Genomic DNA, 21722 nt, shown 5'->3' on the forward strand with positions numbered 1-21722 from the left:
GGGCTTTTTTGTGCGCTTTTCATCCACCGACCTAGAGGCGGCGCAGGCACCACATGAAGTAAGCACCCCCTAACAGGGTGGAGACCAGACCGACGGGCACCTCCTGGGGAAAGAGGATCTGCTGGCCGATCCAGTCCGCCGACACCATTAGCAAAGCGCCACAGCCTGCGGCGCCGAGCAGGTGCCAGCGCGCCCTCACCAGCCCCATCAATCTGGCCAGGTGCGGCGCCAGCAGACCGGCAAAGGAGAGCGGGCCTATCACCATGGTGGCACTGGCGGTGAGCACGGCCACCAGCAGCAGGATGGTGAGCTGGGCACGGCCGAGATGGATCCCCAGAGCCGTCGCTACCGCCGGCCCCATGGGCATGAGATCGAGCCAGCGGCTCACCAGCAGGCAGGCTGCCAGCATCAGCAGCGCCAGTACCACCAGGGCAAGGGCCACCGGCTGGGTGACGTAATAGGTGGAGCCGGACATCCAGGAGAGCAGTTGCTGCACCCGCAGGTCGCCGTTGGCCAGGGCGATGGCCTGCAACGGCTCGAACAGCGCCGTGATGGCGATGCCAGACAGCAGTATCCGCTCCGGCTGGAAGCCGTTGCGCCGGTTGATAAGCACCAGCAGCAACAGGCAGGCGAAGGCGCCCACCAGCCCCCCCAGCAGCATCATGGGCAGCGGCAAGGCGGGCAGCAACAGGGCCGCCGCAATCACCCCCATGAAGGTGCCACCGCTCACCCCCAGCAGTTCGGGGCTCGCCATAGGGTTGTTGCTGACTCGCTGCAACAGGGTGCCTGCCAGCGCCAGCAACACGCCTGCGGCACCCGCTGCCAGCGTGCGCGGCAAGCGCCACTCCAGCTGGACCTGCCACCGCAGCCAGCTCGGCCAGCCCCAGCCGCCCATTCCCTGCCCAAACAACAGGGAGGCGATCACCGCCGCAGCCAGCCCCAACACCATCAGGCCGACAAGGCGAGTTGGCGCCGGATGGCGGGCCAACTGCAGGGAGGAGTTCGCCTTAGGCGCACTCTGCTTGATACCAAGACGCGGGATCAGCCAGAGCAGCAGCGGCGCCCCCAACAGGGCCGTCATGGCGCCGGTCGGGATCAGCACAGGCCAGAACCGGCTCAGGGTCTGCAGCAGCAGATCGGTGGCCGCCAGCAACAGGGCGCCGAGGATGGGCGCCCACAGCAGCCGCTGGGCCAGTTTTCTGACCCCCAGCAGCCGCACCATGGCGGGCGCCGCCAGCCCGATAAAACCGATCAGCCCCACCACGCTCACCACGCAGGCGGTGATGAAGACCGCGAGGCCGAGGCCGGCGAATCTCAGGTGCTTGAGAGAGACCCCCAGGCTGCGAGCGCTGGCATCGTCCAGCTCCAGCACTGCCAGCGGGCGCACCAGCACCGCCGCCAGCATCGCGGCCAACAGCAACCGTGGCAGCAGATAGCCGACGCCGCTCCAGCTGTTCTGGGCCAGAGATCCGCTCCCCCACACCAGCAACCCTTTGAGCTCCTCCTGGAAGAACAGCAGCAATCCCATGCTGATGGCGGCCAGATAGAGGTTTATCACCAGCCCTGCAAAAACGATGACCACGGGATTGAGCTGACGGCGCCAAGCCAGGGCGAAGACCAGCCCCATGGCCAGGCTTCCCCCGGCCATGGCGATCCACTCCCGCCCGATCAGCAGCCAGGAGGGGGCGAGCAGGGTCACCATCATCAGCGCCAGCTGGGCGCCAGAGGCCACCCCCAGGGTGGTGGGCGAGGCCAGGGGATTGCGCAGCACCTGCTGCATCAGGGTACCGGCGAGCCCGAGGGCGGCACCGGCCAGCAGGCAGATGGCAAGGCGCGGCAGCCAGCTGAAATGGACTACCGCCTGGCGGGCATCGTCCAGCTCGGGGGAGAACAGGGCCTGCCACCAGAGCGCCCCCGGCAGTTGACGCGACAGCTCGGCGCAAGCCAGCCCCAGTGTCAGCACCAACAGGCAGAGACCCGGGCGCAGCAGGGGCGAAGAAAGAGAAGAGCTCATTGATTTGATCCCCCGGTTGCTCTGTGGACAGCCTGCTCCCGCAAGGCACCGTCCAGCAGGGTGGCGAAGCGGCGGGCCGCCAATATGCCACCAAAACTCCATGTCGCAGGCAGATGGATCACTGGATTGTTCTGTACCAGCGGGAGATGCTGCCACAATCCAGGCTCCTGAAGTTTTTCACCAACTCCTACGGGCACGGGGTCCACCACCACCAGCCTGGCATCCGGCATCCCGAGAAACTGCTCCAGGCTCGCGACCGAGAATCCCCAGGCATTGGTCTCTCCCTGCCAGGCGTTGCGAAGACCGAGGCGCTGCATCACAGCCTCGAACAGGCTGCCATGGCCAAACACCCGCACATGGCGCTCATCGATGAATTGCACCACCAGCAAGGGGGGCATATCGGCGGGCTGCGCCGCCTGCATCTGTGCCAGATCCTGCTCCAGCGCGGCGAGCTGGCGTTCGGCCTCCGCGGTCTTGCCCACCAGGGCGGCGATGGTCAGGGTCGCTTCCCGCAGTCGCTGCCACAGATCGGTGCCCGGTTCATACAGAGCGATGGAGTGCACCGGCGCGATGCGGGAGAGGGTCGGCGCCAGGGGGGCCGCCAGCGGCGAGATGAGAATAAGATCCGGTTTGAGCTCCGCCAGCAGTTCCCGGTTGGGTTGGGCACGCAGCCCGATATCGATCACCCCGGCAGGAAGCTGGGGTTCACCGACCCAGGCGCGATAGGGGGCCACATCCCCCACCGCCATCGGTGTCACTCCGAGCGCCAGCAGGGTTTCGGCTATGGTCCAGTCCACGGTGGCGATGCGGGGCGTGGCGCTGGTGACGGTGACAAGCTGCCCGGCCTCCCCTGCCAGGGGCAGCAGCAGACTGAGCAAACAGGGCGCCATCTTCAATAAACGGTTCAAGAGCGGCCCCCGGTCAGACGATGGCGATGGCGTGGTCATGGGCCGGATGGCGAATGACCTCCATGGGGATGCCATAGATGGCGTTCAGGGTCTCCCCTGTCATGATCTGTTCGGGCTCGCCGTGGGTCAGCAGACGGCCGGAGTGCAGCGCCACCAGCCGATCGCAGAAACGGGAGGCCATGTTGATGTCGTGAATGACGATGATGACCCCGAGGTTGAGCTGGCGGCTGAGCTGCTTGACGAGCGTGAGCACCTCCACCTGATGGGCCACGTCCAGGGCGGCCAGCGGCTCGTCCAGCAGGATGAAACGGCTCTCCTGAGCCAGCAGCATGGCGAGCCAGACTCGCCCCCGCTCACCGCCGGAGAGGGTATCCACCAGCCGATCGGCAAAGCGTTCGGTGTGGGTCAGGGCGATGGCACGCTCCACCTGACGGTGATCTTCCGCTCCCATCCGGCCCAGCAGTCCGCGCCAGGGGTAGCGCCCCATCTCCACCAGCTCGCGGCCGAGCAGGTTTTCGGCACTCGGCAGGTGCTGGGGCAGATAGGCCACCTGACGGGCAAACTCCCGGTTGCCCCAGGCAGACAACGGCTGGTCATCGAACAGGATCTCCCCGCCGCTGTGGGGTTGCTGGCGCGCCAGCAGCTTGATCAGGGTCGATTTTCCCGACCCGTTGTGGCCGATGAGGCCATAGACCCGACCTTGCTCGAAGCGAAGGCTGGTGGGGTGCAGCAGCGTGCGGTCATTGACCGCGAAGCTGGCGGATTTCATCTCGAACATAAGCAATTCCTGTGCTGGCTTGCTGCCAGTCTCATCGGTGCCAGCATCAGGTCGGCACCTTGCCATCCAGATGGGCGACCGCATCCCGGCTCACCTGCTCGCGCTGCTCGCCGGTCAGTTCGGTGAGGCGGCCCTGGCGCATCTCCAGCAGGCGATCGGCCAGAGAGAAGTAGTGATCGTCGTGGCTGATGGCGATCACCGTCTTGCCCATCTCCTTGAGACGCGGCAACAGCACCTGATAGAAGATGCGGCGGAACTGGGGATCCTGATCCGCGGCCCACTCGTCGAACAGCATGATCTCGCGCTGCTCTGCCAGGGCCAGCAGCAGGGCGACCCGCTTGCGCTGGCCCTGGGAGAGGTCGATATCGGCGATGAAGCCATCCTCGATGGCAAGCTTGCTGCCCATCTGCAACCGCTCAAGCCACTCGGCGACCAGCGCCTCTTTCGGCTCGGGCCCCAGCAAATGCTGGAACAGGTGGTAGTCGGTGAAGATGGCGGAGAAGAGCCCCAGATAGCCGTTGCGATCGGTGACCGGCTCCCCATCCAGCAGGATCCGGCCAGAGACCGGTTGATAGAGCCCGGTCAGCAGCATGGCCACGGTCGACTTGCCGGAGCCATTGCCACCGATGAGGAATATCTGCTCCCCCCGCTCGATCACCAGATTGATGGGGCCCACGGAGAAACCGCCCTCCCCCTGGTAGTGAAAGCTCACCTGATCCAGCTCGATGCGCTGCCAGGGGCGAGGCGCAGGCGGCAACGGGAACGCTTCGTCCGGCTCTGCCAGATTGAGGGCAGCTATCTTGTCGAACGCCACCTGGGCGGCGATCAGGGTCGGCAGGGCTCCGATGCCTTGCAGCAAGGGAGTGCGCAGGAACAACAGGGTCAGGGCGAAGGTGGCGGCCACATTGGTGTTGGCCCAGCCCAACCCGTTGGCCAGGAAGAAGACCAGGCCGATGGCACCCAGCATCATGATGTTCGACCAGTTCACCGCGCTCAGGTGGTAGGTATCGGCGCGGATGATCTGCTCCCGGTAGTCCCGGGCATTCTGCTCATAGAGCTGGTGGTAGACGAAGTGGGCACGCTCGCGGTTGAGCGCCAGCTCCTTGCACCCGGCGATGATGGACTGGTAGTTCTGGTAGAGCCTGTCTTCGGCCTGGCGCATGTGCGCCAGGTGGCGATAGACCCGGTTCACCAGCAGCCAGCCCACCACCATGGTCACGGTGACCCAGAGGGCGGTAACACCGAGCAAGGCGGGAGAGAGCAGGCCAAGGTAGATGATGGAGCCCAGGGTGAGCACCAGACCCTGTACCAGTTCCGGCAGGCGCACGAAGGCGATGGTGATCTGACCGATGTCGCTGGAAAGGGAGGCCAGGAGCGGCCCCTGCCCTATTTGACGCAGACGGGCGACGTCGGTATCCAGCAGTTGCTTGAGCAGGCGGCCACGCAACCGGTAGACGAAATGGTGACCCAGGGTGGTCAGGGCCAGTTGGGATCCGAGCGTGATCACCAGCAGCAGCAAGACCAGGCCGACAAGCTGACCCAGGATCGGCAGCGGATCCCCGACTGATTCGATAAGTGATTGATTGATGAAGGCAATGACGCCTATCCCGCTGACAGCACTCAGCAGGCTGAGCAGGCTAATGGCGATGAAGGGCCAACGGTATTGGCGATAAACCAGTGACAAGAGTTCCATGACAGGCCTGTAGATGAATGGAAGGAGGGCGGGAGCCTTCGCCCCCGCCCGGCCTGTCGCTTACCAGCGGTAGTTGACGGTGCCGACTATGCTGCGCGGCTCGCCGTAGTAGCAGTAGTAGTCGCAGCTCGCCACATAGGTGTCGTTCAGCAGGTTGTTGACGTTGATCTGGGCACGCCAGTTCTTGGCAAAGTCATACCCGATCATCGCATCCCATACGGTGTGTGCCGGTACCTGGGCGGAACCATAGATGGGGGTGTAGTCCGCATTCACCGCGCCGATGCCGACGCTGGAACCCACATAGCGCACGCCGGAACCCAGCTCAAGACCGGATACCGGGCCCTGCTGCACCTTGTAGTTGCCCCAGAAGGAGGCCTGGTGGCGCGGGATCAGGCTCGCACGACGATCGCCGTTGCCGGTGTCGTTGGTCTTGGCATCGGTATAGGTATAGGCAGCGGTCAGGCGCAACGCCTCGGTGGCCTGCACGCTCCCTTCCAGCTCGACCCCCTGAGAGGTCACTTCACCGGCCTGGGTCTGCTGGCCGGAGCCGGTAGAGACCAGGGAGTTGGTCTGCTCCAGATCGAACAGCGCCAGGTTGATGTAGCCATCGAGGAAGCTGGGTGCGTACTTGACCCCGGTCTCGTAGAGCTTGCCTTCCAGCGGCTTGTAGGAGTTGCCGGTGTTGGGGTCTATCCCCGGCAGCACTTCGAAGGATTCCGCATAGGCGAAGTAAGGGGAGAGACCGTTGTCGGCCAGGTACATCAGGCTGCCGGAGAGAGAGAGGTTGTCGTCGTACTGTTTCTCGTTCTTGCTCTTGGCTTCGCTGATGTTGTGGGTTTCCACGTAATCGAAACGACCGCCCGCGGTCAGCAGCCAGCGATCATCCCAGCGGATCTGGTGCTGGGCATAGAGGCCGCTCTGACCCTTGGTGCTCTTCTGGTGGGTCGCGGTGGATTCATCAAAACCGGGGAAACCGCTGTAATCCGGGTTCATGGTGTTGATGGCGCCCATGCCATAGTTGTCGGCTTCCTGACCTTCATTTACATGGCGCTGCAGATCCACCCCCAGCAGCAGGGTCTGCTCCGTGCTGTCGGTGTTCCAGTAACCCACCATCTGGTTGTCCATGGTGGCGCTCTTGGTATCCCCATCCCGGTAGACCAGGCCGCGGTAGGCGGTGGTGCCTTCATAGGTCGGAAAGATATAGGTCTGGCGCAGCAGCAGATCGTTGTAATTGAAGCGAACGTTCTGCTTGAACTCCCAGGTCTGGTTGAGCTGGTGGGCCAGCTCGTACCCGGCGGAGATCTGGGTATTGCGATTGCGATCGTAATCCGGCTGGCTCAGGTTGGTGGAGGGATCGATCTGGCCGCCGGAGGTATTCAGGGTGCCATAGACCGGGAAGAAGCCGTTGGTCGGCACCCCTTCATCGTGCTTGAAGCTGGAGAGCAGCGTCAGCGTGGTGCGATCCGAAATATCCAGGGTCACGCTCGGCGCCAGATAGGCGCGCTCGTTGTAGGTGCCGTCCAGCACGCCGTCCCGCTCGTTGTAGAGGGCCACCAGACGATACCGGCTGTTGTCGGTAAGGGTGTCGGAGACATCCACCCCGACCTGGCGCAGATCCCGGTTGCCCAGTTGCAGGTTCACCAGTCCCTGCGGGGTCGCGGTCGGACGCTTGCTGATGGCGTTGATGACGCCTCCGGGAGGGGCTTCGCCATACAGAATGGAGGCCGGGCCTTTGAGCACTTCCACGCTCTCAAGGCCGAAGGGCTCCGGGGTCCAGACATAGTAACCGGTGCTGAACAGGCGGTTGCCATCCAGGTAAGAAGCCGCATCGAAGCCGCGCACCTTGAACCAGTCAGCATCCGTATCCGAACCATAGGACTGGGACAGGACGCCGGAGCGATAGCGCAGGGACTCGTCTAGCTTGAGTACGGCGTGCTGGTCCAGCTCTTCGCGATTGACCACGGAAACGGCACGGGGGGTCTCTGCCATGGGGACCTCGACCTTCATGGCGGTCCCGGTCACGACCATGGTTTCGCCCGCCTTGGGCAACTCTTTATCCGCCTGTTCCGCCGCCAACACGGGCAGGGACGCCAGCAGACAGGAGAGCGGCAGCAGCTGTGCGCCTCTCTTTCGCATCACGGCATTCGGGGTATTTTTTTGCGCAATCATATAAGTGTCTCAAATATCAATAAGTTATGTTTGATTTCTTATTATGGGTGCCCAATTGGACCGGTCAGCCCGGCGCCTCAGGCGAATAAAGCAGCGCCATGCTACTACAGGTGCTGTGATCGAATCGATTCAATAATTGCTAATCATTTGCATCTGCATTGTTAATTGATGTTTTGAAGTGTCGTTTGACAACGAAAGGTGCGATGAGGTCGCAACAGGCGGAAAGAAGGCGCCACGACGGCCACGAGACCGGTTTTGGCTGCAAAAAAGTGGACAGGATCCTTATCCCCAAGCTTTATCCATATTTATCCACATGCTTTGGCGGTAAGATCCCCCCTCTTCACTTTTTCGATGACATCAGGATCCATTCCATGGCCAAACTCAACCTCGTCGTCGGCTCCATGCTGGGGGCCTCCGAATATGTCGCAGATCATGTGGTCGGCCTGCTTGAACAGGCGGGCCACCAGGCGGAGATCCACAACCCCGCCAGCCTGGCCAGGATCCTGACCGAGCCAGAAGCCATCGTGCTGGTGGTCACTTCCACCCATGGAGCGGGGGATGTACCCGACAATCTGCAGCCCTTTGCCCGGGAGCTTGCCGAACAGCAGCCGGATCTCGCCGCCTTCAAGTACGGAGTGATCGCCCTGGGGGATCGCAGTTATGACACCTTCTGCCAGGGCGGCAAGACGCTGGATCGGCTGCTGGCCGGGTGCGGTGCCAGCCGACTGGGGGATCTCCTGGAAATAGACGTGACCCAGCACGAGATCCCCGAAGATGCCGCAGAAACCTGGATCCACGACTGGATGACCTTGATCGGCTGATCAGGGCCAGGGAGATCCGGTCACGACCTCCGATCTCCCTGGTTATCCCCAGATCCCTATCCACCAGGTTATTAACAGGGGGATCCGGATAAGTTTTTCCCGAGAGCTCCCCACATGAGCTCGGATAATTGTGTATAACTTAGGTGCTAAGCTCTGCAAAACCTATAGTTATTCATGTATTAGATCTTTAAGACCATGTGTCTGTGTATAAAAACCCATGTTATCCCCCCGTTCGCCCCCTCTGGATCCAAGCTTTTCCACAAGCAGCGATCGACCTTAACCGAATGATCTTTATGATCAAAAATGCCTTATCAACAGAAGTCTCGGATCCTAATAAAAGATCCAATAAAAGATCGATCTAAAGATCCTTAAGATCTATTTAACCGATCCCTGATCCATACTGATCCTGAAGTAGACGTTCCCCTCCGGATGCTAAACAGATAGAATGATCCGCCCTTCAGACCAGGCAAACAAAGATCTTCAGGCGTGCAGATCAAGGTGATCCCCAATGCAATACCATGAACAATTTGATGTGATCGTCGTCGGTGGCGGTCATGCAGGAACCGAAGCAGCAACAGCGGCAGCCCGAATGGGTCTCAATACCCTGTTGCTCACCCACAACATAGATACGCTGGGGCATATGTCCTGCAATCCGGCGATCGGCGGGATCGGCAAGGGACACCTGGTCAAGGAAGTCGACGCCCTTGGCGGGATCATGGCGCAGGCCATCGATCTCGGCGGGATCCAGTTCCGCACGCTCAACTCTTCCAAGGGCCCTGCGGTGCGGGCTACTCGTGCCCAGGCTGATCGCCTGCTGTACAAGGCTGTGGTGCGTCAGACCCTGGAGAACTACCCGAACCTGAAGATCTTCCAGCAGGCCTGTGACGATCTGGTCATGGACGGGGATCGCGTCGCCGGGGTCGTTACCCAGAGCGGGATCCGCATCAGCGGCAAGACGGTCGTACTGACCGTTGGCACTTTCCTCAATGGTCTGATCCACATCGGCATGGAGAACTACAAAGGGGGCCGCGCCGGGGATCCTCCCTCAATTGCCCTCGCCCAGCGCCTGCGTGAAATGCCGCTGCGCATCGATCGCCTCAAAACGGGCACGCCACCACGCATCGATGCACGCACCGTCGATTTTTCTGTGATGCAGCAGCAACATGGTGACGATCCTCGCCCGGTCTTCTCCTTCATTGGCAACGCCAGCCAGCATCCGCGCCAGATGCCTTGCTACGTGACCCATACCAATGAGCAAACCCACGAGGTGATCCGCAACAACCTGGATCGCAGCCCCATGTACGCCGGGGTGATCGAGGGGATAGGTCCGCGCTACTGTCCGTCGATCGAGGACAAGATCACCCGCTTTGCCGACAAGACGGCGCACCAGATCTTTGTGGAACCGGAAGGCCTGACCACCCACGAGCTCTACCCGAACGGGATCTCCACCAGCCTGCCGTTCGACGTGCAGGTGCAGATCGTCCGCTCGATCCGTGGCTTCGAGAATGCCCATATCACTCGCCCTGGCTACGCCATCGAGTACGATTTCTTCGATCCGCGGGATCTCAAGGCCAACATGGAGAGCAAGTGCATCGAGAACCTCTTCTTCGCCGGCCAGATCAACGGCACCACCGGCTATGAAGAGGCCGCTGCCCAGGGTCTGATGGCCGGTCTGAACGCGGGCTTGCGCGCCCAGGGCAAGGAAGCCTGGCACCCACGCCGGGATCAGGCCTACATGGGCGTGATGATGGACGATCTCTCCACACTGGGGACCCGCGAACCCTATCGCATGTTCACCAGCCGTGCCGAATATCGCCTGCTGCTGCGGGAAGACAACGCGGATCTGCGCCTGACCGCCATCGGCCGCGAGCTGGGTCTGGTGGACGATCATCGCTGGAGCCTGTTCAATGCCAAGGTGGAACAGGTGGAGCAGGAACGTCAGCGCATGCGCTCGACCTGGATCCATCCACAGCATCCGTCTCTGGAGGCCGTCAACGCCCTGGTCAACACTCCCCTGACCCGGGAGCAGAGCCTGGAAGAGCTGTTGCGTCGCCCCGAGGTGACCTACGATGCCCTGATGGCCATCGAGGGTGTGGGGCCTGCATTGACCGATGCGGCTGCCGCGGATCAGGTGGAGATCCAGATCAAGTACGCCGGTTATATCGAGCGTCAGCACGACGAGGTGGAGAAACAGCTGCGCAACGAAAACACCCTGCTGCCGTTGGATATGAACTACCGCGACGTGAACGGTCTCTCCAACGAGGTGATCGCCAAGCTCAACGATGCCAAGCCAGAGACCATTGGTCAGGCGTCCCGCATCTCCGGCATCACCCCTGCCGCCATCTCCATCTTGCTGGTGCACTTGAAGAAACACGGCCTGCTGCGTAAAACCGCCTGAGGAATTCCCCGTTGGACAACATGCTGCAAAGATTGAACGGCCTGCTCATGCAGGCCGGAATTGTTATCACCGAAACCCAGAAGACCCAGTTGGTGCAGTTGGTCGAGTTGCTGCACAAGTGGAACAAGGCTTACAATCTCACCTCGGTGCGAGATCCGGACGCCATGCTGGTCAAGCATATCCTCGACAGCCTGGTGGTGAGTCCTCACCTGCACGGTGAACGCTTCATCGATGTGGGAACGGGTCCGGGTCTGCCCGGACTGCCGCTGGCCATCATCAATCCGGACAAACAGTTCGTGCTGCTCGACAGCCTGGGCAAGCGGATCAACTTCATCCGCCAGGTGATCCTGGAGCTGGGGTTGACCAATGTGACCCCCGTCAAATCCCGGGTGGAGGAGTATCAACCCGAGACCGGATTTGATGGTGTACTGAGCCGGGCTTTCGCCTCCCTGGAGGACATGCTGAGCTGGTGTCATCATCTGCCGTCACCCGAGGGCAGCTTCCTGGCGCTCAAGGGACAATACCCCGAGCAGGAGCTGGCACAGTTGCCTGACAGCATTCGTCTGGTTGCCACCCACAAGCTGGTGGTGCCGGAACTGGAAGGTGAACGCCATCTGCTGGAGTTTAAAGCCATCCAGCCCGAATAGGGCCGCCGCATTCATTTAGGGGACAGTGTGGGAAAAGTCATTGCCATAGCCAACCAGAAGGGTGGAGTGGGTAAAACCACCACCTGTGTGAATCTGGCCGCCTCCATGGCCGCTACCCGGCGCAAGGTGCTGGTGATCGATCTGGATCCGCAGGGCAATGCCACCATGGGCAGTGGCGTCGACAAGTACGATGTCGAACGCACTGCCTATGAACTGCTGATCGAAGATGCCCCCATCGGCGAGGTGATCATCCCCGAAACCTCGGGAGGCTATCACCTGATTGCCGCCAATGCCGACGTGACCGCGGCAGAAATCCGCCTGATGGAGTTTTTTGCCCGCGAGATCCGCCTGCGCAACGCCCTGGCCTCGGTCAGGGACAAGTACGACTACGTCTTCATCGACTGCCCGCCTTCTCTCAACATGCTGACGGTGAACGCCATGGCCGCCGCTGACTCCGTGCTGGTGCCCATGCAGTGCGAATACTATGCGCTGGAAGGGCTGACCGCCCTGGTGGACACCATCAGCAAGCTGGCAGCCGTGGTCAATCCGGAGCTGAAGATCGAAGGGGTGCTGCGCACCATGTTCGATCATCGCAACCGGCTGGCCAATGATGTGTCCGATCAGCTGAAACAGCATTTCGGGGACAAGGTCTATCGCACCATCATTCCCCGCAACGTAAGACTGGCGGAGGCGCCGAGCTTTGGCGCGCCAGCCATGCACTATGACAAATCATCGGTGGGGGCCAAGGCCTATCTGGCCCTGGCTGGCGAGATCCTGCGCCGCCAGGAGCAGGAGTCCCAGCCGCTCACCGCAGATCGAGAGAGCATATGACGCCGAAGAAACGTGGGCTGGGCAAGGGGCTGGACGCCCTGCTCAGCACCAGCACGGCCGCCCGCCAGAAACAGGTGATGAGCGACCAGCGCACCGAACAGGCCATGGCCCCGACCAATCAGGGGGAATTGCGCAAGCTGCCGGTGGAGTGGCTGCAGTCCGGCAAATACCAACCGCGCAAGGATATGTCCCAGGATGCGCTGGAGGAGCTGGCCAACTCCATCCGTGCACAAGGGGTGATCCAGCCCATCGTGGTTCGCTCCATCGGTGAAAACCGTTTCGAAATCATTGCTGGTGAACGCCGCTGGCGCGCCTCCCAGCTGGCCCGTCTCGAAGTGGTGCCCTGCCTGGTCAAGGATGTCGCCGACGAGGCGGCCGTCGCCATCGCACTCATCGAGAACATCCAGCGTGAAGATCTCAACGCCATCGAGGAGGCCGTCGCCCTTCAGCGCCTGCTGACGGAGTTCGAACTGACTCACCAGCAGGTTGCCGAGGCGGTAGGCAAGTCCCGCACCACGGTCACCAACCTGCTGCGTCTCAACCAGCTCAACGAGGACGTGAAGCGCTTCGTGGAACACGGCGACCTCGACATGGGGCATGCCCGTGCCCTGCTGGCCCTGAGCGGCCAGGCCCAGTCAGAGCTGGCCAAACTGGTGGCCCAGAAGGGGCTGACAGTGCGAGATACCGAGAAGCTGGTGCAAAAAGCACTGGAACCGGCAAAAACCAGGGTTGAACCCGTCCGCGATCCGCAGTTTGGTTATCTCGAGCGCCAGATTTCTGAAAAAATTGGCAATCAGGTGCAACTTCAGCCGGGTAAGAAAGATAGCGGCAAGTTAGTAATAAGTTACGATAACTTGGCAGATTTGGACCGGGTATTGGGCTATTTTGGCCTGTCAGAATCGTGATTTTTACGCTTTTTGTAGTAATAAAACATCCATTACTTTCGATATGAACATAACCTTAATTTCGCGCGGAAAGCCGCAAAAATTAAGGATTTTTGCCATGTTGCAATAGCCGTCTTCACGGGTATAATTTGACCGGCTTTTCGAGCTGTGAACCTGGGGTCTTCGGATCCCGATTTTTTACAGTTCTGTAATGTTCAGGGGTAGGTTGGTGAAGCAGAAAATAGCCTTGGAAGGTTTGACGCTGGCCTTGGCTATGCTCGTTTGTCAGCTGGTCCTGATCCTGGCGATCGCCACCGTCTGGTTTTATCAGGCGGGAGAGTTCGCCGGACAATCCTCTCTCTACGGAGGGGGGATGTACTGGGTTCCTCAAGCCCTGTTCACGCTCTGGGTTCTGCGCCGCAAGGTGACGAAAGAGAGCGTAGGCCTGGTTTTGCGGGACTTTTATGGTGGGGCAGGGATTAAGCTCATTACTACAACAGGACTTTTCGCCCTGCTGTTTGGCGCCGGGATTGAGGTCGACACCGCCTCGTTCTTCGCCACTTATATCCTCGCCCTCGTTGTACAGTGGATAGTTTCATTCACGCTTAACAACCACTATTAGGAAAACTCATGTCTGCAACCGGAGAAGTCCTGACTCCTCAGGGATATATCTCCCACCACCTGACCCACCTGCAGGTAGGGTCCGGGTTCTGGACGGTGAATATCGATTCCATGATATTTTCCGTCGTGCTAGGCGCCCTGTTTATCTGGTTGTTCCGCAAGGTTGCCGTCAAGGCCACCAGCGGTGTGCCCGGTAAGCTGCAGTGCTTTGTGGAGATGCTGGTCGAGTTTGTGAATGGTAACGTCAAGGACATCTTTCATGGTCGTAACAAGGTCATCGCACCTTTGGCCCTGACGGTGTTCGTGTGGATCTTCCTGATGAACTTCATGGACCTGATCCCCGTTGACTTTATCCCTCACGCTGCACAGTTGATGGGTGTTCCCTATCTGCGTGTGGTTCCCTCTGCTGACGTTAACATCACCATGTCCATGGCTTTGGGCGTGTTCTTCTTGATCCTGTACTACAGCATCAAGGTCAAGGGTATCAGCGGGTTCGTGAAGGAGCTGACGCTTCAGCCTTTCAATCACCCTGCTGCCATCCCGGTTAACTTCATCCTTGAAACCGTCACGTTGATTTCCAAGCCTGTTTCATTGGGTCTGCGACTGTTCGGCAACATGTATGCTGGCGAACTGATCTTCATCCTGATTGCGGGTTTGTTACCCTGGTGGTCACAGTGGATCCTGTCCGTGCCTTGGGCAATCTTCCACATCCTGATCATCACTTTGCAGGCGTTTATCTTCATGGTTCTGACCATCGTCTATCTGTCGATGGCGCAGGAAGACCATGGTTGATGCAACTCAAATAATCCTTTTTATACAATCAATTACATCTAAATAAATGGAGATCCTCATGGAAAACTTGAACATGGACCTGCTGTACATCGCTGCTGCAATGATGATGGGTCTGGCGGCTATCGGCGCCTCCATCGGTATCGGTATCCTGGGTGGCAAGTTCCTGGAAGGTGCAGCTCGTCAACCTGACCTGATCCCTGTTCTGCGTACCCAGTTCTTCATCGTGATGGGTCTGGTGGATGCGATCCCGATGATCGCCGTTGGTCTGGGTCTGTATGTGATGTTTGCGGTTGCCTAAGTCATTACGACTCACGCAGAACCCATTAACTAACTAAAGAGGACATCGGCTGTGAATATCAACGCCACCCTCCTCGGCCAAGCAGTTGCTTTTTTCATCTTCGTAGTGTTTTGCATGAAGTACGTATGGCCGCCGCTGATGGCTGCCATCGAAGCCCGTCAGAAAGAAATCGCTGACGGCCTCTCTTCTGCAGAGCGTGCCAAGAAAGATCTGGAGCTGGCCAAGGCCAACGCCACCGATCAGCTGAAAGAAGCCAAGCTTCAGGCTGCTGAAATCATCGATCAGGCCAACAAACGCAAGGCCCAGATCATTGATGAGGCCGCTGTCGGAGCCCAAGCTGAGCGGGAGAAAATCCTGGCTCAGGGCCGTGCAGAGATCGAAGCTGAACGTCATCGTGCCAAAGAAGAACTGCGCAAGCAGGTTGCTGCTCTTGCCATCGCGGGTGCAGAGAAGATCCTGGCACGCCAAATCGACCAGGCTGCCAACAGCGACATCGTCGACAAACTGGTAGCAGAACTGTAACGGGAACGGGGCTATGTCTGAACTGACTACAATCGCTCGCCCCTACGCCAAGGCTGCTTTCGAGTTTGCCGTTGAGCACAAGGCGGTTGACCAATGGCTGGAGATGCTCGATTTCGCCGCTCAGGTGGCAGAAAACGAGACCATGCACAGCCTGGTAAACGGCTCCGTTGCTGCCGAAGAACTGGCAAAGCTGTTTGTCGGTGTCTGCGGTGAGCAGCTCAACGAGCACGGTCAGAACCTGATCCGGGTGATGGCCGAGAATGGTCGCTTGGGTGTGCTGCCGGCGGTCGTTGCCGAATTCGTCGCGCTCAAGGCTGAACTGGACAAAGAAGTTCAGGCTGACGTGATTTCGGCGATCGAACTGACCGACCAGCAGAAAGCCAATATTCAGGCTTCTCTGGAACAACGTCTCGCGCGCAAAGTGAAGCTGAATTGCAGCACAGATGCGTCCTTGATGGCCGGGGTGCTCATCAAGGCCGGTGATCTCGTTATCGACGGCACGGTCCGCGGTAAGCTGGATCGCATGGCCGATGCGCTGCAATCTTGATTGGGGTATTAGAGCATGCAACTGAATTCCACTGAAATCGCCGAGCTGATCAAGCAGCGCATTGCGCAGTTTGATGTCAAAAGCGAAGCGCGTAACGAAGGTACCATCGTTTCTGTAAGCGACGGTATCATTCGTATCCACGGTCTGGCCGATGCCATGCAGGGTGAGATGATCGAGCTGCCGGGCAACCGCTTCGCTCTGGCATTGAACCTGGAGCGTGACTCCGTTGGTGCCGTAGTAATGGGTCCCTATGCCGATCTGGCCGAAGGGATGAAGGTAAAGGGTACCGGCCGCATTCTGGAAGTGCCGGTCGGTCGTGGTCTGTTGGGCCGGGTGGTCAACACCCTGGGTCAGCCGATCGACGGTAAGGGTCCGGTAGACAACGACGGCTTCTCGCCGATCGAAGTGATCGCCCCGGGCGTTATCGAGCGTAAGTCTGTTGACCAGCCAGTCCAGACCGGTCTGAAAGCCATCGATGCCATGATCCCTATCGGTCGTGGCCAGCGTGAGCTGATCATCGGTGACCGCCAGGTTGGTAAGACCGCCATCGCCATCGACACCATCATCAACCAGAAAGATTCCGGCATTAAGTGCGTCTACGTTGCGATCGGCCAGAAGGCCTCCACCATCGCCAACGTGGTGCGCAAGCTGGAAGAGCACGGCGCCCTGGCCAACACCATCGTGGTCGTGGCTTCTGCCTCCGAAGCGGCTGCTCTGCAGTATCTGGCTCCCTACGCCGGTTGCTCCATGGGCGAGTATTTCCGTGACCGCGGCGAAGACGCACTGATCATCTATGATGACCTGTCCAAGCAGGCCGTTGCCTATCGCCAGATCTCCCTGCTGCTGCGCCGTCCGCCTGGACGTGAAGCTTACCCGGGTGACGTCTTCTATCTGCACTCCCGTCTGCTGGAGCGTGCTGCTCGCGTCAACGCCGAGTACGTAGAGAAGTTCACCAACGGTGCCGTGAAAGGCCAGACCGGTTCCCTGACCGCCCTGCCGATCATCGAAACCCAGGCCGGTGACGTCTCCGCGTTCGTTCCGACCAACGTGATCTCCATCACCGACGGCCAGATCTTCCTGACCTCCCAGCTGTTCAACTCCGGTATTCGTCCGGCGGTTGACCCGGGTATCTCCGTATCCCGTGTGGGCGGTGCTGCTCAGACCAAGATCGTCAAGAAGCTGTCCGGTGGTATCCGTACCGCGCTGGCCCAGTACCGCGAACTGGCGGCATTTGCCCAGTTCTCTTCCGACCTGGACGATGCTACTCGCAAGCAGCTGGATCACGGTCAGAAAGTCACCGAGCTGATGAAGCAGAAGCAGTACTCTCCGATGAGCGTGGCCCAGCAGTCCCTGGTGCTGTTCGCCGCCGAGAAGGGTTATCTCGCCGATGTCGAACTGAGCAAGATCGTCGACTTCGAAGCCGCTCTGCTCTCTTACGCCAATACCCAGCATGCCGAGCTGATGGCTGAAATCAATGCCAAGGCCGACTACAACGACGCGATCGTTGGCAAGCTGACTGCGTTGCTGGATGACTTCAAGGCAACCCAGACCTGGTAAGCGTGTGTGGCAGCGCAAGCTGCCACCTGATGGAGAGAAGAGATGGCCGGCGCAAAAGAGATACGTAACAAGATCGGGAGTGTGAAGAACACTCAGAAGATCACCAGCGCTATGGAAATGGTGGCAGCGAGCAAGATGCGCCGTGCGCAGGAACGCATGTCTGCCAGCCGTCCGTACGCTGAAACCATGCGCAAGGTGATCGGCCATATCGCTCAGGGGAACTTGGAATACAAGCACCCCTACCTCATCGAACGTGAGGTGAAGCGAGTGGGTTACATCGTCGTCTCCACCGACCGTGGCCTGTGTGGTGGTCTGAACATCAACCTGTTCAAGGCTGCCCTCAATGATATGAAGCAATGGAGCGCGAAAGGTGCCAAGGTTGACCTGGCATTGATCGGTAACAAGGCCTCCAACTTCTTTGAACGGCACGGCGCCAAGGTGAAAGCCCACGTCTCCGGACTGGGTGACAACCCGAGCGTCAATGACCTGATCGGTTCAGTGAAGGTCATGCTGAAGGCTTACGACAACGGTGAGATTGACAGGCTGTATCTGGTGTACAACAAGTTCGTCAACACCATGGTTCAGCAACCAAAAGTCGATCAACTGCTGCCTTTGCCCGTAACAGAAGACAGCAAGCTCGCCAAGAAGCACCACTGGGACTACCTCTATGAGCCGGATCCCAAGCAACTGCTGGATACCCTGCTGATTCGCTACGTCGAATCCCAGGTCTACCAGGGTGTGGTAGAAAACTTGGCAAGTGAACAGGCAGCCCGAATGGTTGCCATGCAAGCCGCGACTGACAACGCCGGCAACCTGATTAACGATCTGCAACTGGTATACAACAAGGCCCGTCAGGCCAGTATTACCCAGGAGCTCACTGAGATCGTTTCCGGTGCTGCAGCGGTGTAAGGCAAGGGTTATCAAAGGTTTAGAGGATTTGACATGAGTAACGGTTTCATCGTCCAAATCATCGGCGCTGTGGTGGACATCGAGTTCCCGCAGAATGCCGTGCCCCAGGTGTACGATGCACTGAAGGTTGTCAGCGAAGGCCAAGGCCAGGGTCTGGTACTGGAAGTTCAGCAACAGATCGGCGGCGGCGTCGTGCGTTGCATCACCATGGGTTCCTCCGACGGTCTGCGTCGTGGGTTGGAAGTAGTTAACAGCGGCAAGGCCATCCAGGTACCGGTCGGTACCTCGACCCTGGGCCGTATCATGAACGTACTGGGCGACCCCATCGACGAGAAGGGTCCGATCGGCGAAGAAGAGCGTTGGTCCATCCACCGCGAAGCCCCCAGCTACGAAGATCAGTCCAACAGCACCGAGCTGCTGGAGACCGGCATCAAGGTTATCGACCTGGTATGTCCGTTCGCCAAGGGTGGTAAGGTTGGTCTGTTCGGCGGCGCCGGCGTAGGCAAGACCGTCAACATGATGGAGCTGATTCGTAACATCGCGATCGAGCACAGCGGTTACTCCGTGTTCGCCGGTGTAGGTGAGCGTACCCGTGAGGGTAACGACTTCTACCACGAGATGATGGAGTCCAACGTACTGGACAAAGTATCTCTGGTTTACGGTCAGATGAACGAGCCGCCCGGAAACCGTCTGCGCGTGGCGCTGACCGGCCTGACCATGGCCGAGAAGTTCCGTGACGAAGGTCGTGACGTGCTGTTCTTCGTGGACAACATCTACCGTTACACCCTGGCCGGTACCGAAGTATCCGCACTGCTGGGCCGTATGCCCTCCGCAGTAGGTTACCAGCCGACCCTGGCCGAGGAGATGGGTGTTCTGCAAGAGCGCATCACCTCCACCAAGACTGGTTCCATCACCTCCGTACAGGCCGTTTACGTGCCTGCGGATGACTTGACCGACCCGTCTCCGGCGACCACCTTCGCCCACCTGGATGCGACCGTCGTACTGTCCCGTCAGATCGCGGCTCTGGGTATCTACCCGGCCGTTGACCCGCTGGACTCCACCTCCCGTCAGCTGGATCCGCTGGTGGTTGGCAAGGAGCACTACGAGACCGCTCGTGGCGTTCAGACCGTACTGCAGCGCTACAAGGAGCTGAAGGACATCATCGCCATCCTGGGTATGGATGAACTGTCAGAAGAAGACAAACTGACCGTAGCCCGTGCCCGTAAGATCGAGCGTTTCCTGTCCCAGCCGTTCTTCGTGGCCGAAGTATTTACCGGTTCTCCGGGCAAATACGTGCCGCTGAAGGAAACCATCCGTGGCTTCCAGGGCATCCTGAAGGGCGAGTATGACGATCTGCCGGAGCAGGCGTTCTACATGGTTGGCGGCATCGACGAAGTCGTCGAGAAGTCCAAGAAACTGTAAGCCTCGATAGGAGGGCCCATGGCTGAGATGATCTCCTTTCACCTGGATGTGGTGAGCGCCGAAGGAAAACTGTTTTCCGGTCGCGTGCAATCTGCCCAGGTATCAGGCTCCGAAGGTGAGCTGGGTCTCCGCCACGGTCATGCTCCGTTGCTGACTGCCATCAAGCCGGGCCTGGTCCGCTTGATCAAGCAAAATGGTAGCGAAGAGGTGCTGTACATCTCCGGCGGCATGCTGGAAGTACAACCCGAAGCCGTGACCGTGCTGGCCGATACCGCCATTCGCGCCGACGATCTGGATGAGGCGAAAGCCCAGGAAGCCAAGCGTCGTGCCGAAGAGCGGATCAACAGCTCCCATGGTGATATCGACTATGCTCAGGCGTCTGCCGAGCTGGCCAAAGCGATGGCCCAGTTGCGGGTTATCGATATCGTCAAAAAGAATTACCGTTAATCACGGTGATGCAAAAAGCGACCTTCGGGTCGCTTTTTTTTTGCCCGTTGGATAGACTCCGCCCAGCATTTCCACCTGTTTCAAAGGCTAGCTATGTCTCTCAACGTCGTGATCCTGGCTGCGGGCAAAGGCACCCGCATGCGTTCCTCCCTGCCCAAGGTGCTGCACCCCGTGGCCAACAAGCCCATGGTCTCCCATGTGATCGATACCGCTCGCCAGATTGGTGCCGAACAGTTGCACCTGGTCTATGGCCACGGTGCCGAGCTGCTCAAGGAGCGGATCGTCGCGGAAGATGTGAACTGGGTGCTGCAGGCCCAGCAACTGGGGACCGGCCATGCCGTCGCCCAGGCCATTCCGTTCTGGCATGACGAAGACGACGTGCTGGTGCTCTACGGCGATACCCCGCTGATCCAGCCCGAGACCCTGCAACGGCTGCTGGCCGCCAAGGCCGACGATGGCATGGCGCTGCTGACCGTGGTACTGGACAACCCGACCGGCTATGGCCGCATCGTGCGGGAACATGGTCAGGTGGTCGGCATTGTCGAGCAGAAGGATGCCAACGCCGAGCAACTTGCCATCCGCGAAGTGAACACCGGCGTGTTGGTGGCCAACGGTGGTCAGCTGCGTAGCTGGCTCTCCCGCCTGGACAACAAGAATGCCCAGGGCGAGTTCTATCTGACTGACGTCATCGCCATGGCCCATGGGGATGGTTGTGCCATCGCCGCCGTCCACCCTGACAGCGCCATGGAAGTGGAAGGGGCCAACAACCGGGTGCAGCTGGCTGCGCTTGAGCGCAGCTACCAGCAAATGCAGGCCGAGAAGCTGATGATCGCTGGCGCTACCCTGATCGATCCGGCACGTTTCGATCTGCGCGGCACCCTGGAAATCGGGGAGGAGGTGGTGATCGACGTCAACGTCATCATCGAAGGCAAGGTGGTGCTGGGTAATCACGTGCGCATCGGTGCCGGCAGCGTGCTGAAGGATTGCGTCATCGGCGACCACACCGAGGTGAAACCCTACTCCGTCATCGAAGGTGCGCAAATTGCCGACCAGTGCTCGGTCGGGCCCTTTACCCGCCTGCGCCCGGGTGCCGTGCTGGAGCAGGATGCCCATGTCGGCAACTTCGTCGAGATGAAGAAGGCCCGGCTGGGGGTTGGCTCGAAGTGCGGTCATCTGACCTATCTGGGGGATGCGGACGTCGGCGCCAAGGTGAACATCGGTGCTGGCACCATCACCTGCAATTACGACGGGGTGAACAAGTTCCAGACCATCATCGAGGACGATGTCTTCGTCGGCTCCGATACCCAGCTGGTGGCGCCGGTGCGCATCGGCAAGGGGGCGACCCTGGGGGCGGGTTCCACCATCACCAAGGATGTGGCGGAAAACGAGCTGGTGATCACCCGGGTGCCCCAGCGCCACATTCCCAACTGGCCCCGTCCGGTCAAGAAGAAGTGATGCCCGATC

20 protein-coding genes are annotated in these 21722 nt (G+C 59.8%); 15 read left to right on the plus strand and 5 right to left on the minus strand.

Annotation, left to right across the window (positions count from 1 at the left end; genetic code table 11):
• Positions 1-31: 31 nt before the first annotated feature.
• Genes fhuB through I6L48_RS03760 form a run of 5 tightly spaced genes read right to left on the minus strand, consistent with a single transcriptional unit; the run spans position 32 to position 7562 of the window.
• Positions 32-2014: a Fe(3+)-hydroxamate ABC transporter permease FhuB gene (gene fhuB, locus I6L48_RS03740; protein ID WP_143238273.1), complete on the minus strand. Its 1983-nt coding sequence runs from the start codon at positions 2012-2014 to the stop codon at positions 32-34.
• Positions 2011-2904, minus strand: a complete 894-nt coding sequence (locus tag I6L48_RS03745) for an ABC transporter substrate-binding protein (protein WP_053288975.1) — start codon at positions 2902-2904, stop codon at positions 2011-2013. The genes fhuB and I6L48_RS03745 overlap by 4 nt, the downstream gene beginning before the upstream one ends.
• Positions 2905-2935: 31 nt before the next feature.
• The gene (locus I6L48_RS03750; RefSeq protein ID WP_010672275.1) at positions 2936-3700 is read right to left on the minus strand and encodes an ATP-binding cassette domain-containing protein; all 765 of its coding nucleotides are present in this window, start codon (positions 3698-3700) and stop codon (positions 2936-2938) included.
• Positions 3701-3746: 46 nt separating this feature from the next.
• Complete coding sequence (locus I6L48_RS03755) at positions 3747-5393, minus strand: multidrug ABC transporter permease/ATP-binding protein (RefSeq protein WP_104455017.1); 1647 nt, start codon at positions 5391-5393, stop codon at positions 3747-3749.
• Positions 5394-5453: 60 nt separating this feature from the next.
• Complete coding sequence (locus I6L48_RS03760) at positions 5454-7562, minus strand: TonB-dependent siderophore receptor (RefSeq protein WP_029313364.1); 2109 nt, start codon at positions 7560-7562, stop codon at positions 5454-5456.
• Positions 7563-7933: 371 nt separating this feature from the next.
• On the opposite strand from I6L48_RS03760, the gene mioC reads away from it, so the two are divergent.
• The 15 genes from mioC to glmU all read left to right on the plus strand — a co-directional run bounded on the left by mioC (position 7934) and on the right by glmU (position 21713).
• A complete protein-coding gene (gene mioC / locus I6L48_RS03765) occupies positions 7934-8383 on the plus strand; it encodes an FMN-binding protein MioC (RefSeq protein WP_210538032.1) in 450 nt (149 codons plus the stop codon).
• Positions 8384-8891: 508 nt separating this feature from the next.
• Positions 8892-10781, plus strand: coding sequence for a tRNA uridine-5-carboxymethylaminomethyl(34) synthesis enzyme MnmG (gene mnmG, locus I6L48_RS03770; protein WP_010672271.1), 1890 nt, complete (start codon positions 8892-8894; stop codon positions 10779-10781).
• A gap of 20 nt (positions 10782-10801) precedes the next feature.
• Positions 10802-11428 carry a 16S rRNA (guanine(527)-N(7))-methyltransferase RsmG gene (gene rsmG / locus I6L48_RS03775; protein WP_010672270.1) on the plus strand — a complete coding sequence of 209 codons (627 nt, stop codon included), beginning with the start codon at positions 10802-10804 and terminating at the stop codon, positions 11426-11428.
• 27 nt (positions 11429-11455) lie between these two features.
• The gene (locus I6L48_RS03780) at positions 11456-12259 is read left to right on the plus strand and encodes a ParA family protein (protein ID WP_029313362.1); all 804 of its coding nucleotides are present in this window, start codon (positions 11456-11458) and stop codon (positions 12257-12259) included.
• Positions 12256-13164, plus strand: a complete 909-nt coding sequence (locus tag I6L48_RS03785) for a ParB/RepB/Spo0J family partition protein (RefSeq protein WP_010672268.1) — start codon at positions 12256-12258, stop codon at positions 13162-13164. Before I6L48_RS03780 ends, I6L48_RS03785 begins: the two co-directional genes overlap by 4 nt.
• A gap of 190 nt (positions 13165-13354) precedes the next feature.
• Entirely contained in the window at positions 13355-13765 is a 411-nt protein-coding gene (locus I6L48_RS03790; protein ID WP_010672267.1) for an ATP synthase subunit I, read from the plus strand.
• An 8-nt stretch (positions 13766-13773) separates the two neighbouring features.
• Complete coding sequence (gene atpB / locus I6L48_RS03795) at positions 13774-14556, plus strand: F0F1 ATP synthase subunit A (RefSeq protein WP_010672266.1); 783 nt, start codon at positions 13774-13776, stop codon at positions 14554-14556.
• 58 nt (positions 14557-14614) lie between these two features.
• A complete protein-coding gene (gene atpE / locus I6L48_RS03800; RefSeq protein ID WP_010672265.1) occupies positions 14615-14854 on the plus strand; it encodes a F0F1 ATP synthase subunit C in 240 nt (79 codons plus the stop codon).
• A 51-nt stretch (positions 14855-14905) separates the two neighbouring features.
• On the plus strand, positions 14906-15376 hold the full coding sequence (atpF, locus tag I6L48_RS03805; RefSeq protein ID WP_010672264.1) for a F0F1 ATP synthase subunit B: 471 nt from the start codon (positions 14906-14908) through the stop codon (positions 15374-15376).
• Positions 15377-15389: 13 nt separating this feature from the next.
• A complete protein-coding gene (gene atpH, locus I6L48_RS03810; protein ID WP_010672263.1) occupies positions 15390-15923 on the plus strand; it encodes a F0F1 ATP synthase subunit delta in 534 nt (177 codons plus the stop codon).
• A 15-nt stretch (positions 15924-15938) separates the two neighbouring features.
• Entirely contained in the window at positions 15939-17480 is a 1542-nt protein-coding gene (atpA, locus tag I6L48_RS03815; protein WP_010672262.1) for a F0F1 ATP synthase subunit alpha, read from the plus strand.
• A gap of 42 nt (positions 17481-17522) precedes the next feature.
• A complete protein-coding gene (gene atpG / locus I6L48_RS03820; protein WP_010672261.1) occupies positions 17523-18389 on the plus strand; it encodes a F0F1 ATP synthase subunit gamma in 867 nt (288 codons plus the stop codon).
• 33 nt (positions 18390-18422) lie between these two features.
• Positions 18423-19811: a F0F1 ATP synthase subunit beta gene (atpD, locus tag I6L48_RS03825; RefSeq protein WP_010672260.1), complete on the plus strand. Its 1389-nt coding sequence runs from the start codon at positions 18423-18425 to the stop codon at positions 19809-19811.
• An 18-nt stretch (positions 19812-19829) separates the two neighbouring features.
• A complete protein-coding gene (locus I6L48_RS03830) occupies positions 19830-20258 on the plus strand; it encodes a F0F1 ATP synthase subunit epsilon (RefSeq protein ID WP_010672259.1) in 429 nt (142 codons plus the stop codon).
• A gap of 93 nt (positions 20259-20351) precedes the next feature.
• The gene (gene glmU / locus I6L48_RS03835; RefSeq protein WP_113069300.1) at positions 20352-21713 is read left to right on the plus strand and encodes a bifunctional UDP-N-acetylglucosamine diphosphorylase/glucosamine-1-phosphate N-acetyltransferase GlmU; all 1362 of its coding nucleotides are present in this window, start codon (positions 20352-20354) and stop codon (positions 21711-21713) included.
• Positions 21714-21722: the final 9 nt, after the last annotated feature.

This window comes from Aeromonas sp. FDAARGOS 1418 (genome assembly GCF_019048585.1).
GTDB classification, from domain to species: Bacteria; Pseudomonadota; Gammaproteobacteria; order Enterobacterales; family Aeromonadaceae; genus Aeromonas; species Aeromonas caviae.